General features: G+C 72.0%; 10 protein-coding genes. 8 read left to right on the forward strand and 2 right to left on the reverse strand.

What is annotated here, in order from left to right; all coding sequences use genetic code 11:
* The first annotated feature begins 160 nt into the window (after window positions 1–160).
* The 3 genes from ACIRB1_RS05010 (at window position 161) to ACIRB1_RS05020 (ending at window position 4,822) form a co-directional block, all read left to right on the forward strand.
* Complete coding sequence (locus tag ACIRB1_RS05010) at window positions 161–2,977, forward strand: ATP-binding protein (RefSeq protein WP_403464588.1); 2,817 nt, start codon at window positions 161–163, stop codon at window positions 2,975–2,977.
* 202 nt (window positions 2,978–3,179) lie between these two features.
* Entirely contained in the window at window positions 3,180–3,971 is a 792-nt protein-coding gene (locus ACIRB1_RS05015; protein ID WP_403464589.1) for a S1 family peptidase, read from the forward strand.
* A gap of 203 nt (window positions 3,972–4,174) precedes the next feature.
* Window positions 4,175–4,822 (forward strand): LysE family translocator, encoded by a 648-nt coding sequence (locus ACIRB1_RS05020; RefSeq protein ID WP_352177676.1) that lies wholly within the window; start codon window positions 4,175–4,177, stop codon window positions 4,820–4,822.
* Between the two features lie 76 nt (window positions 4,823–4,898).
* On the opposite strand, the gene ACIRB1_RS05025 is transcribed toward ACIRB1_RS05020, so the two are convergent.
* Window positions 4,899–6,245: a DNA glycosylase AlkZ-like family protein gene (locus tag ACIRB1_RS05025; RefSeq protein WP_403464590.1), complete on the reverse strand. Its 1,347-nt coding sequence runs from the start codon at window positions 6,243–6,245 to the stop codon at window positions 4,899–4,901.
* Window positions 6,246–6,408: 163 nt separating this feature from the next.
* On the opposite strand from ACIRB1_RS05025, the gene ACIRB1_RS05030 reads away from it, so the two are divergent.
* On the forward strand, window positions 6,409–7,578 hold the full coding sequence (locus ACIRB1_RS05030) for a magnesium and cobalt transport protein CorA (RefSeq protein ID WP_403464591.1): 1,170 nt from the start codon (window positions 6,409–6,411) through the stop codon (window positions 7,576–7,578).
* Between the two features lie 277 nt (window positions 7,579–7,855).
* Complete coding sequence (locus ACIRB1_RS05035) at window positions 7,856–8,425, forward strand: hypothetical protein (protein WP_403464592.1); 570 nt, start codon at window positions 7,856–7,858, stop codon at window positions 8,423–8,425.
* A 128-nt stretch (window positions 8,426–8,553) separates the two neighbouring features.
* Here the strand turns inward: ACIRB1_RS05035 and ACIRB1_RS05040 are convergent, their stop codons facing one another.
* Window positions 8,554–10,164 (reverse strand): purple acid phosphatase family protein, encoded by a 1,611-nt coding sequence (locus tag ACIRB1_RS05040; protein ID WP_403464593.1) that lies wholly within the window; start codon window positions 10,162–10,164, stop codon window positions 8,554–8,556.
* Window positions 10,165–10,708: 544 nt separating this feature from the next.
* Here ACIRB1_RS05040 and ACIRB1_RS05045 point away from each other — a divergent pair.
* The 3 genes from ACIRB1_RS05045 (at window position 10,709) to lysA (ending at window position 13,204) form a co-directional block, all read left to right on the forward strand.
* Window positions 10,709–11,242 (forward strand): universal stress protein, encoded by a 534-nt coding sequence (locus tag ACIRB1_RS05045; protein ID WP_403464594.1) that lies wholly within the window; start codon window positions 10,709–10,711, stop codon window positions 11,240–11,242.
* Between the two features lie 159 nt (window positions 11,243–11,401).
* A complete protein-coding gene (locus ACIRB1_RS05050) occupies window positions 11,402–11,845 on the forward strand; it encodes an SAV_915 family protein (RefSeq protein WP_352177683.1) in 444 nt (147 codons plus the stop codon).
* 9 nt (window positions 11,846–11,854) lie between these two features.
* Window positions 11,855–13,204, forward strand: a complete 1,350-nt coding sequence (lysA, locus tag ACIRB1_RS05055) for a diaminopimelate decarboxylase (protein ID WP_403464595.1) — start codon at window positions 11,855–11,857, stop codon at window positions 13,202–13,204.
* Window positions 13,205–13,377 lie beyond the last annotated feature (173 nt).

The raw sequence follows: 13,377 nt of genomic DNA on the forward strand, positions 1-13,377 counted from the left end.
GCGCCTCCGGGGGCGGCCCCCCTGGCGAGCGTCTATTCATTCATCGGAGCTTTGAATTTCCCGATGCCGCACCGTTGTTATTTCCCTCACCACCCCGTCCATCCGAATTTCAAGGACTGATTGCCTAATATTGGCCCGGACACGACACACGAGGGGAGCGGTGACCGTGCGACGGGACTTCAAGGAGCCTGCCAGATGCCGCTCCGACCTGGTCATCGGCCGGGAGGAGATGTTCTCCGCCGCCCGTGACCAGCTCGCGGAGGGCGGCAGTGTGCTGCTCCACGGCCCCGCCGGAATAGGAAAATCGACCCTCCTGCGGGCGTTGGCCGCGGAATACGGCGAGACGGCGCGGACCGTGTTGCGCTGCTCGGCCACGGAGTCCGAATCCCATCTCCCCTTCCTGGCCCTCGCGGACCTCCTCGGTCTGGTCCTGGACGAGGTGTCCGAGCGGCTGCCCGCCGCACAGCGCACGGCACTGGAATCCGCGCTCACCGGACGCGGCGAGTCCACCCTCCAGCGCGACGGACTCGCCCTGCGCCTGGCCGTCCTGTCCGCGCTGCGCGCCCTGGCCGCAGACGGTCCCGTCCTCGTCGTGGCCGACGACCTGCAATGGCTGGACCCGGCCAGCGCGGAGCTGCTCGGGTTCGCGGCCCGGCGGCTCGGGGACACCCAGGTGCAGATGGTGTTCGCGGTGCGGACCGAGGGCCAGGAGTACGACCGGTATCTGCGCGCGTCACCGCCGGACACCCTCGCGTTCCGGCTCAGTCCGCTGTCCCGGGCACAGGTGTCGGCGCTGCTCGACCATCGCGGATACGCCGGGCTGCCGCGCTCCACGGTCCGCGAGATCCACCGTACGAGTGGCGGAAACCCGTTGTTCGCGCTGGAGCTGGGCCGCGTACTGGCCGAGAACCCCACCCCGCCGAGACCCGGCGAGCCGCTGCCCGTGCCCACCTCGCTACGCGCGTTGGTGCTGAGCCGGCTCGACATGCTGCCCGCCGAGGCGCGCCGCACGCTGCTGGTCGCGAGCGCGGGCGCCCGTCCCACCGTGGCCCTGCTCCAGACGGCCGGCCGGGAGAACGCCGAGGCGGAGACCGCCCAGGCGGCCGAACTCGGCCTGCTGGCAACGGAACCCGAGGGCCCCGCCGTACGGTTCGCGCATCCGCTGATCTCGGCCGCGCTGTACGCGGAGGCACCCGCCCAGGAGCGGCGGGCCGCGCACGCGGCGCTGTCGACGGCGGCCTCCGACCCCATCGAACGCGCCCGGCATCTCGCGCTGGCCACCACCGGCACCGACCCGGACGTCGCCACCCGGCTCGCCGAGGCCGCGACCCTCGCCCGCGACCGGGGAGCGCCCTCGGTCGCCGCCTCGCTCGGACTGCTCGCCGCCCGGCACACCCCGGGCGACAGTGTGCCGGGCCCGGACGAACGCCGGTTGCAGGCCGCCGAGGACGCGATCACCGCCGGGGAGCTGGACCTCGCCCGGGACATCGCGCGCGAGGTGCTGACCCGGACCTCGGTGGCCGCCGAGCGGGTGCGGGCCTGGATCATCGTGATCGACACCGCCGGTCACTCGATGGCGGACGTCGACGCCGTCTTCCCGCAGGCCCTCGCCGACGCGGGCGACGACCCCCGGCTGCTCGCCCTGGTCCGCTACCAACTCGCCTGGCGCGCCCTGCTCGTGGAGGGCGACTTCGCCGGGGCCCGCGCGGAGACGGCACGCTCCGCCGAGCTCGCCGCGCGCGCGGGCGACCGGCGCACCGAACTCCTCGCGCTCTCCTTCCAGGCGCAGACCGAGACCCTGATGGGCCACCCCGACGCACCCCTGACCATCAAGCGCGCGCTGAAGGAGCCCCAGGACCCGAGGGTGGCGTGCCATCACAACGGCGCCGGCTCGGCCCGGTTCCGCTGGCTGGTGATGAGCGATCAGCTGCCCGAGGCCCGCGCGACCATCACCGCCCTGCTGCGCGAGGTGCGGCGGCGCGGGTCGGTGGAGAGCGAGGTGCACTTCCTGCGCGGCTTCGCCGAGACCGAACTGCGCTCCGGGCACTGCGGCCGCGCCCTCGACCTGGCCCGCGAGGGGCTCCGGCTGGCCCGCGACTCCGGCATCGGGCAGACCGCGTCCGCGATGCTCACCGCGCTCGCCGAGGCCTCCGGCGGTGACGTGGACGAGGCGCTCGCCCTCGCCCGGGAGGCGGTCGAGCACGCCGAGGAGGACGGCGACCAGATGTATCTGTCCCGTGCCCTCGGGGCCCTGGGGTACGCCCAGTTGGTCGCCGGGGACGCCCACGGGACCGTCCGCTCGCTGCGCCGGGTCCGCGAACTGGAACAGGCCCTCGGGGTCACCGACCCGGCCCGCGGGCGCTGGCACGGCGACCTCGCCGAGGCCCTCGTCCTGATCGGCGAGAGCGCCGAGGCCCAGGACGTCATCGACGTCACCCGGGAACGCGCGCTGCGCCTGGGCCGCGAGAGCGTCCTCGCCGTCCTCGACCGCGCCGAGGCCCTGGTGCGCGCGGCACGCGGCGACCACGACGCGGCCGTGGCACAGCTGACGTCCGTTCAGGACCGTCTCGCCAAGCTGGGCTACGGCCTGGAGGAGGCGCGCGCCGCCTTCGCGCTGGCGTCGCTGCGCACCGGACAGCCCGGACCGACGTCCTACGACGAGGCGACCCGGCTGTTCCGGCGGTGCCGGGCGCTGCCCTGGCTGCGGCAGGTGGACGAGGCCGCCGTGGCGCGCCCGCCGGAGCCCGCGCCCGCGCCCACGCCCGCGCCGACCCTCGAAGGGCTCGACGGGCTGGCCTCGATGGAGCGTCAGGTGGCCGCGCTGGTCATGGAGGGCGCCACCAACCGGGAGATCGCCGCCCGGTTGTTCATCAGCGTCAAGACGGTCGAGGCGACCCTGACCCGGGTCTACCGCAAGCTGGGCATCCGCTCCCGGGTGGATATCGTCCGACTGGCGGCGGGGCGCCGTCCGAACTGAGGACCCTGCGGGTTTACTGTGCGGCGACCGAGGGTTTTCCCTGCCCAACTCCCCTAGGGGGTTCCCTCATTGGGAGCAGGGTGCACCGGGTTCTAGCTTATGGGTGTGCCGCTCGCCCGGGCATACGGGGGTCGGTCCCGCGACCCCCGTTGCACCCCCCACACCCGCGCGACCCCCCACCGGCAACCCAATGAGGAGACTCATGTTCGGGCTCAACCGCGCCAGGAGAACCACCGCAGTCGTCGCGGCAGCCGCCGCTGCCGCAGCGACCGCACTGCTCAGCGCCCCCACCGCTGTCGCAGCCCCCCAGCCCATCGTCGGCGGTTCCACGACCACGACGACGTCGTACCCGTTCGTCATGCAGATCACCGACGCCTCGCAGAACCAGTTCTGCGGCGGCACGCTCGTCTCCGCGACCAAGGTGGTCACCGCCGCCCACTGCATGGTCGGCGAGAGCACCAGCAGCGTCCGCGTGGTCGGCGGCCGCACCTACCTCAACGGTACGAACGGCACCGTCAGCAAGGTCAGCAAGATCTGGATCAACCCCAGCTACACGGACGCCACCAACGGCGACGACGTGGCCGTCCTGACGCTGTCGACGTCGATGCCGTACACCACGGCGTCGTACGTCTCCTCCTCCCAGACCGGCGTGTACGCGGCCGGCACCACCGCCCGCATCCTCGGCTGGGGCACCACCTCGGAGAACGGCAGCTCCTCCAACCAGCTGCGGACCGCGACCGTCCCGATCGTGTCCGACTCCAGCTGCAAGAGCTCCTACGGTTCGGACTTCATCGCGTCCGACATGGTTTGCGCCGGATACACCTCCGGCGGCGTAGACACCTGCCAGGGCGACAGCGGCGGTCCCCTGCTCATCGGGGGCGTCCTGGCAGGGATCACTTCTTGGGGCGAGGGCTGTGCCGAGGCGGGTTACCCGGGTGTGTACTCCCGGCTGACCACGTTCTCCAGCCTGGTGACCGCACAGGTCAACTCGTGACCCGGAAGAACTCCTGAGTATTCCTCAGGGCAGAACCAGGGTGCGTTGCGGGCTTCCACGAGCAGCCCGCAACGCACCCTGTCCATGGGCCGGTCCCTCGTCGGCTGAGTTGCCGTAATTCCCTGTCCCCGGCTCTAGAGGGGCCTCCTCGACGCCTGTTTCAATGAGCGCCGGACGGGAGCGGGCGGATGGGAGTGACAGACATGGTGTCCACGGACCGATTCCTCGCGTTCGCCGCGATGTCTCTGCTGGTGATCGTGATCCCGGGACCCAGCGTCCTGTTCGTCATCGGCCGCGCGCTCGCCCACGGCCGCCGCACGGCGGTGGCGACCGCGATCGGCAACGTCTTCGGCTCGTATCTCCTCGTGGCAGCGGTCGCGTTCGGCATCGGCTCGCTGGTGGAACGCTCGGTCGCGGTCTACCTGACGGTGAAGCTCGCGGGCGCGGCGTACCTCGTCCACCTAGGGGTCCAGGCGTTCCGCCACCGCAAGGAACTGAAGGCGTCGGCGATGCGAGCGGGCCCGGCGACCGAACCCCGGGGCGACCTCCGCACGGTCCTCGACGGCGCCCTGGTCGGCGTCACCAACCCCAAGGGCGTGGTGTTCTTCGCCGCCGTACTCCCCCAGTTCGTCAACCACTCCACGGGCCACGTCCCGCTCCAGATGCTCCTGCTCGGCCTGATCCCCATCTCCATCGGCCTGGTCACGGACACCCTCTGGGGCCTGACCGCGTCGGCGGCCCGCACGTGGTTCGCGGGCTCCGACCGCCGGTTGTCGTTGATCGGCGGGGCGGGTGGTTTCACGATGATCGGGTTGGGGTTGACGGTGGCGGTGACGGGACGGGCGGACTGATCCCGTACGGGTCCTAGGGGACGCACGGGCCCTAGGGGTTGTACGGGTCCTAGGGGTTGTGGGGGTCCTACGGGTCCTAGGGGCCGACGACCGTCCCGAACCGGATGTCGTACGACGTCCCCTTGTGCAGGGTGTCGAGCATCAGCGCCCCCTCGGCGACGACCTCGCTCCGCTGGGCCCTGGTCAGCTTGCCGAAGGGTTCGACGACGAGGTGGCCGTTGCCCTCGTCGAGTTTCCAGACACCGGCGAGGAAGCCGTCGACGAGAAAGGTGCGGTGAGCGACGTTGCCCTGCCAGGCGCGGCCCCAGTACTCGGCCGGTACGACCCGGGTGCGGTCGGCATGGGAGAGGAGCAGGTTGTCGAACTCCGGGAGGAAGCGCGGCGGGGCCGGGATGTCGGCGGCGGGGTGGGGCGCGTCCGGGAGGTCGAAGAGTTCGACGCCGTTCGGGTCGTGGAAGGTGACGAGCTGCGGCCGTAGCCGCTCGAAGGCCTCGCGCAGGCGGGTCAGGCCGGCCCAGGTCTGCATGTCCTTCACGGAGGCCGGGCCGAAGGCGGCGAGGTAGCGGAGCACGGTGGCGTCCGGGGCGGGCGCGGGTTCGGCGGCGCGGCCCAGCCAGTGCTCGGCGGTGGTCAGGGCCACCTGCCCGCTCCGTCCCCACAGCCCGCGCGGGGTGACCTGGACGAGCGGCAGCTTGCACCGGGCGGCGATCGCGAGGGCCTGCGGGTCGGCGTCCGGCCACTCGACGAGCAGCGCCTCCCGCAACTCCTTCATGGTGCGCGGCTCGGCCTCGAGGAGCTCCCGGGCGAGGACGGCGAGCCGGTCCAGATCGACCCCGACGAGCCCCTTGCGGAACGCACCCAACTCCCGATCACGGGCGGCCTGCACCAATGGGCGCAGGGTGAGGGCGTCGCCCGCCGTGTGGGTGTGGATGGTGGAGCGGAGGGTGACGATACGGACGGCCTCACGCTCGGCCATCATTCGCGACAGCTCCTCGGGCGCGAAGCCGTCGAGGCGGGCGGCGAGGGCGTAGTAGGGCGGCTTGACGTTCTGGGCCTGGAGGCCGAGGAGGTGCGAGATGGCTGCGCCGGCGGGGAGGGGGGAGCGGTGGAGGAGGAGTTGGCGGTGGAGGGTGGCGCGGTTGAGCGTGCGGGTGTCGAGGACGGGGGTGGGGGGTTTGGTTGTGGCGGGGGGTTTGGCGTTGGCGGGAGGCTTGGCTTTGGCGGAGGGTTTGGCTTTGGTAGGGGGCTTGGCTCGGGCCGGGGTCGCCGCACGGCCCGGAGTCTCCGCACGGTCTGGAGCCTCCGCACCGGCCGGAGCCTCCGGGCAGGCCGGAATCTCCGCATGGGCCGGAGTCTTCGCCTGATCCGGCGTCTTCGCCTGGTCCGGGGTCTTCGCGTCAGCCGGGGTCTTCGCCTTGGTCACGTCCTCCACGCTACGGGCGGTTGCGGACAGGGAGTGTCCGCAACTCTCACCGAATCCGGGAACGCGTTCACACGCCAAGGTCGTTTGCCGCGTATATCCTGCTCCTGCTCTGATCCCGCTCCGTGATCACGCAGACGTAGGTTCGACCGAGAGGCAGCCGCGCATGCCCCAGCGACGCGCCCGCCCCACCTCGAAGAACGGCAGGACCGGCCGACGCCCCGGCTGGCGCCGCACACCCGCCCCGCCCCCGGAACCGGCCCCCGAGACCCCGGCGTCCACGGCCGACGCGCCACCCCCGGAACCGTCCGACGCGGGCAGCGTCGTCCAGGCTGCCCTGTACCGGGACGGCGTACGCGTCTCCGCGCCGAACACCCTCGCCGACACCTTCCGCGAACTCCGCGAACAGCCGTCCGGCATGGCCTGGATCGGCCTCGCCCGCCCCACCGAACGCGAACTCCTCTCCCTGGCAGCCGAGTTCGACCTCCACCCGCTCGCCGTCGAGGACGCGATGGAGGCACACCAGCGGCCCAAACTGGAGCGCTACGGCGAGACGCTGTTCGTCGTCCTGAGCGCGGCCCGCTACTTGGACACGACGGAGGAGGTCGACTTCGGCGAGCTGCATGTCTTCGTGGGCCCGGACTTCGTGATCACGGTCAGGCACGGCGCGGCCCCCGACCTCTCTGCCGTCCGCCAACGCATGGAGGAATCACCGGAGTTGCTGAAACTCGGCCCCGAGGCGGTGCTGTACGCCATCCTCGACGCGGTCGTCGACGGCTACGCGCCGGTCGTCGCCGGTGTCCAGACGGACATCGACGAGATCGAGACGGAGGTCTTCCGCGGCGACCCGAAGGTCTCCCGCCGCATCTATGAACTCTCCCGCGAAATGGTCGAGTTCCAACGCGCCACCCGCCCCCTGGTAGGCATGCTGCACAGCCTCATGGCCGGCTTCGCGAAGTACGGCACGGACGAGGAACTCCAGCGCTACCTCCGCGACGTGGCCGACCACGTCACCCACACCAGCGAACAGGTCGACGGCTTCCGTCAGGCCCTCACCGACATCCTCACCGTGAACGCGACCCTGGTCACCCAGGAACAGAACGCGGAGATGCGAGCGCTGGCGGAGGCGGGCTTCGAACAGAACGAGGAGATCAAAAAGATCTCCAGCTGGGCCGCCATCCTCTTCGCTCCCACCCTCGTCGGCACGATCTACGGCATGAACTTCACCAACATGCCGGAACTGCACTGGGGCTTCGGGTACCCGTTCGCGATCGGGCTGATGGGGGTTGTCTGCGTCAGCCTGTACCTGATCTTCAAGCGCCGGGACTGGCTCTAGTCAGGCAGCGCACCCGACACCTTGCCTCCATGATCGGCCTCGCCCCCCCTGGTCCCCTGGGCATCCGCAAAGCCGCCCCTGTCGTGGTCCCGGGGTACGTGTCTCAGCGACGCGGCTGTCCCCGCCGGCTGACCACCAGGCCGGAACCGACTGCCCGCGGCCCGGCGACGTTCGGGGGGTCAAGAGTGCGTCATGTGGAATCCGGGGCTGAGAGGGCCGGGACCTGCCGACGTACTAAGGGCGTAAGCAGACGCGACCCCCGACGAAGGGCACTTCCTTGAACCCGCGACGCATCGTCCTGAGCCTCGTCGCAGGGCTCGCCTCCACACTGCTGGTGGGGGCGTGCGGTTCCTCGGACGGCACGGGCACCGACAACGCCGCCCCGGCCGCGTCCGACCCCGCGATCTCGACACCGGTGGCCTCACCGCCGAGCACGAGTGCGAGCGCGAGCGCCACGTCCGGCACCGGCTCCGACAGCGGGACCACGACCACCGCCGTGACAGCCAAGGCGATGAACGGCCTCGGCAACGTGGTCACCGACAACAACGGCATGACCCTCTACCGCTTCGACAAGGACGAGCCGTCCCCGTCCAAGTGGACGTGCAAGGGCGCCTGCACGATGACGTGGATTCCGGTCATCGTGCGGGACTCCGTCCAGACGTCGGGCGTGGAGAAGAGCCTCCTCGGTACGGTCCACCGGAGCGGTCTGAAGCAACTCACCCTCGCCGGCTGGCCGTTGTACCGGTACATCGGCGACACGGCGGCCGGGCAGGTCAACGGCCAGGGCAAGGACGGCGAGTGGTACGCCGTCGCCCCCTCCGGACAGAAGTCCGCGACAACGGGCTGAACGGGGCGCAGATGGCGACGGTTCCGCGGGTCCACCGGAACGACGTGGACCCGCGGGACCGTCCGCGTGCGAAGCGAACTCCGGTTCGCCCGGCTCTGGTTGCCGGGCGAAGACCAGGGTCCGTCGGATCAGCGGGTGTGGCCGTCCGAGCGCTTGCGGTGGATCGTGAACGTCTCGAAGACCGACAGCTCGCCGTACGGCTTGTTCACGTTGTAGTACGTGACGTGCATACGGGTCGTGTCACCGGCGTGGCGGCCCGGGTCGACGGTGAACGCCGCGAAGCCATAGGGGTGTTCGGTGTCGCGGACGCCGGTCCAGACGGCCTCCTCCTTGGTGTAGGTGGAGGTGCGCTTGCCGTTCGAGCCGGGGCTCGACGACACGGCGGTGATGACCTTGGCGGTGCCGTCCTTGAAGAAGCTCTGGTTCGTGGTGCCCGAGACACCGCCGCCGCCCAGGATCATGTGCACGGTGCCGAGGCCGGTGTCGATGGAGTCGGTGGCCGTGGAGACCGGGTTCGGGGTGAGCGTCTCGCTGCCGGTGACGACACCGCGCACGGCAAGCGAGCGCTCGTAGTTGTGCTCGTGGCCGCACAGGACGAGGTCGACGCCGTAGCGGTCGAAGAGGGGGCCGTACTTCTCGCGCAGTCCGAGGTCTGCGCCGTTGGCGTCCGAGGAGCTGATCATCACCTGGTGCATGGCGACGACGATCCAGTCGGTCTCGCGCGAGGCCCGCGCCGCCTTCAGCTCCTTTTCCAGGAAGGCGAGTTGGCGTCCGCCGGAGTAGCCGTTGATGTAGACGTCGCCGCCGTCCTGGAGGCAGTTGTCGTCGTTCTGGAGCACGATCACGCGGACCGAGCCGACGGTGAACGCGTAGTACAGGCCCGCGAGTTCGGCGTCGGTCTCGGTGGAGGGGAGGTTGAAGTAGGTCTGGTAGGCGCCGAGTCCGATCGGGCCGTTGGCCTTCTCGATCTCGTGGTTTCCGGCCGCCGGCATCCAGGGGCGGAAGCGGGCCGAACGGGTGTTGTTGGTGAAGAAGTTGTTCCAGGTGCGCACCCGGTCGACGTCCAGGTTGGCGTAGCAGAGGTCGCCGTTGAGGAGGTGGACGAGCGGGGCGACCTGCTCGATGCCGGTGACGATGTCCTTCGTCGCCGGGGTGGAGTTCGCGTCGAGCGCGACGGTGCCGTTGGCCGCCCAGGTGACCTGCGGGGCGGACTGGTCGCCGAAGCTGGTGAAGGTGAAGGGGGCCCGGCCGCGCGGCGCGGTGCGGAAGGTGCCGCTGTCGGGGGTCGCGCCCTCGTGGGTGGCCATGTAGACGTAGTCGGTGCCGGGCGACAGGCGCTTCAGCGAGGCGTGGTGGACGTAGACGGTACGGCTGGAGGTGCCGTCCACGTAAGTGACCGTGTGGGCATCGGCCTTGGAGCCGAAGCCGTGCTCCAGCGTGCCGTAGCGGACGACGGGTCTGGTCACCGGTTTGTCGGTGATCCAGGAGACGTTCATCTGGGTGCGCGGGTCGGCGCCGAAGGTGAGGTGCAGGCCCTGGACCGGGGAGGTGCCGGAGGAGTCCGCTGTGAGGTGCAGGGCCGGGGCGGCGAGCGGGGCGGCCTGCGCCGTGCCTGCTCCCAGCAAGGGGGTGACGGCCGCGCCGGCGCCGGCCGTACCGAGGAGACCCAGCGCGTGACGCCGGCTGACTCCCTCGGACGACTGCGCGGAGCCGTCCGGTGTCTCGGTCTGTGTGGTCATGGTGCCCTCCCTGGCGAGCAGTTGAGCTGACGACGACCGCACAGTGGCGCTTCCCGGCGGCCCCCGAGTGAACGGTGCGTTGCCAGACGGTCATCGCGGCCCGGGGTGCGAGTGCCGGGGGCGATTCTTGCCCCGGGCTTTGCCAGGGCGGGCCACTTCGTTGACGCGGGCGGGTCGCGGGACGCGGGGCGAGGCACCATTTCCGGCCACCGGCGCCACACCGCACTGCCCCCGCCGCGAGCCACCGGAGGCACACGCACCGGCCCCGCCACGAGCCATCGGAGGCACACGCACCGGCCCCGCCACGAGCCACCGGAGGCACACCGCACCGCCCCCCGTCCCGAGCCACCGCCGACACACCCCCGTCGCTCTCTGGACGACCCGCCGCCGACGCCCGTCACCCCGTCGTCGCATCACCCCGTCACCGCCGCGTCAAGAATCAGCCCTCCGGCGTCAGACGCCCGGCAACACCACCCTCCACCCGCCCTCTTCGCCCCTTCGATGGGACACGGACAACTCTGTGTACGCCGAGAGGTGAGCGACGATGAGCAGTGGCGGGCGAGCACGCACCGTGGTCGGAGTGAGCGGGTCGACGGGCAGCCTGGCCGCGCTGCACCGGGCGGTGCGGGAGGCCCGCCGCACGGACGCCGAGCTGCTGGCCGTCCTCGCCTGGGAGCCGCCCGGCGGTGAACTCGCCCACGGGCGCTCGATGTTGGCGCCCCCGGTGGCCCACCTCCGCCGGGATGCCGCTGACAGGCTCCTCGCCGTGCTCGACGCGGCGTTCGGCGGGACGGGCCCCGGGGTCCCCCTCCAGGGCCTGGTGGTCCGGGGCACGGCGGGCCGCGCCCTGGTGGAGACCGCCGACCGGCCCGACGACCTCCTCGTCATCGGCACGGGTCCGCGCGGCCCGCTCCGGGCGCTGTTCCCGTCCGTCACCCGCTACTGCGTCGCGCACGCCGGCTGCCCGGTCCTGACCGTGCCGCCGTCCCCTCTGGAGAGCGAGCTCGCCTCACTGCACCGCCGCGTCTCCCTGCGGCTCACGGTCGACGCGCGGGAGCTGACGGAGGGCGGGGGCTGAGCCGTCGTACCCCCCGTCAGCAGGGCGTTATAGCTGGACGCTCCCCCGTCAAGCATCCGTCAGAGCGGCACCCGGACCCCTCCCCCGCGGGCATAGCTTCGAAGAGCACCCGGCCGCACCGGCCGGGCCCCGCACATCACTTCCGCAAGGAGCCGCACGATGTCTCCAGTCGAGCACGCCGAGCACGCCGAGGGCCTCAAGGAGCCGGGGGACGCCGAGCCCTCCGAACGGGTCCCGGCCGGACTTCTGTACGTCCCGGTCCGGTCGGGTCCCGCGGGCTGCACGGCCCGCTTCTTCCGTACGCCGCTGGGCGGCCGTACGGCGGTCGGCTTCACCTCGGCGGCGCGGCTCGCCGCCACCCTGGGCCCCGAACAGGCGGGTATCAGGCTCTCCGAACCCGCGCTGCGCGCCCTCGCCGCACCGCTCGGCGTGACGGCCCTCACCGTCGACCCGCAGTTCTCGGCCCCCTCGGCCGACCGTACGGCGGCTGCCGTGCGGGAGCGGGAGAACTCCTGGCGCCGCTGGCATCCCCAGCACGTCGGCGCACTGCGGGTGACCGGCGCCGCCGCCGTCGTCGCCTGCCTGAACCTCCTGATCGGCTGAGGAGCCCTCATGTCCATCCTGGACGCCCCGCTGCACGTCCTGCCCCAGGTCCCGGCGGACGCCGACGACCTGGCCGTCTGGCCCCGCTCCACCCGCCCCGCCCCCACCGGTGACCTCACCGTCGGCGGTGTCTCCCTCGCCGAGGCCGCCGACCGCTTCGGCACCCCGGTCTACGTCCTCGACGAGCAGGAGATCCGCGAGCGCTGCCGTACGTACCGCGCGGCGTTCCCGGAGGCCGACGTCGTCTACGCGGCCAAGGCGTTCCTGTGCCGGGCGATGGCCCACTGGGTGCGGGAGGAGGGGCTCGACCTCGACGTCTGCTCGGCCGGTGAACTCGCGCTGGCCGTCACGACCGGTTTCCCGCCGGAGCGGATCGTGCTGCACGGCAACGCCAAGAGCCCGGAGGATCTGCGTGCCGCGCTGCGCCTCGGGGTCGGGCGGATCGTGGTGGACAGCACCTCGGAGATCGCCCGGCTGGCCGCGATCACCCCGGCCGGCACCCGGCAGAAGGTGATGGTGCGGGTGGTGCCGGGTGTCGCGGCCGGCGCCCACGTCAAGGTGCGCACGGGGACCGACGACCAGAAGTTCGGTCTGTCGATCACCGACGGGTCGGCGCAGCACGCGGTGACGCGGATACTCGACCAGCCGCACCTCGAACTCGTGGGCCTGCACTGCCACATCGGTTCGCAGATCGCCACCACGAAGCCGTATGTCGCCGCGGTCCGGCGCCTGATGGGCCTGTTGGCCCGCATCCGCGACCAACACGGCGTCACGCTCCCGCAGTTGGACATCGGCGGCGGCCACGCCATCGCCTACCGCCCCGGCGAGGAGCAGCTGAGCATCCCCGTCCTCGCGGGCCGGATACGCGCCGAGCTGGAGGACGGCTGCGCCCGCACCGGGCTGCCGGTGCCCCGGCTCACGCTGGAGCCGGGCCGGGCGATCGTCGGGCCCGCCGGGGTCGCCGTCTACCGCGTCCTGGCCGTCAAGCGCACCGGCGACCGCACGTTCGTCGCGGTCGACGGCGGCATGAGCGACAACCCGAGGCCCGCGCTCTACGGCGTCCGCTACGCGCCCCGGCTGATCGGCCGTCCCGCGACCGCGCCGCCCCGCCTGGTCACGGTCGTGGGCCGGCACTGCGAGGCGGGCGACGTCCTCGCGGACGAGGTGGCGCTCCCGGGCGATGTGCACCCGGGGGATCTGCTCGCCGTACCGGCGGCCGGGGCGTACCACCTGTCGATGGCGTCCGGTTACAACCTCGTCGGCCGTCCGCCGGTCGTCGCGGTGGCCGACGGGATCGCGCGGGTGCTGGTGCGCCGCGAGTCGCTGGACGACATGAGCCGCAGGGACATCGGGCTGTAGCCCCGGCTCCCGCCCACCGGGCGTACCGGTACGGCACCACGCGCACGACGACGTCCGTACGGGCCCGCGGCGGCGCCGTGAGCGGCGGTCCGTACCGGTTCCGGGGAACCCGGCAGCGGCGGCGGGGCTCGGCCTCAGGGACCAGCACGGCGCTCCGCCTCTCGTCCCCGGAC

The sequence above is a fragment of the Streptomyces sp. NPDC096013 genome, assembly GCF_044763565.1.
GTDB lineage: Bacteria > Actinomycetota > Actinomycetes > Streptomycetales > Streptomycetaceae > Streptomyces.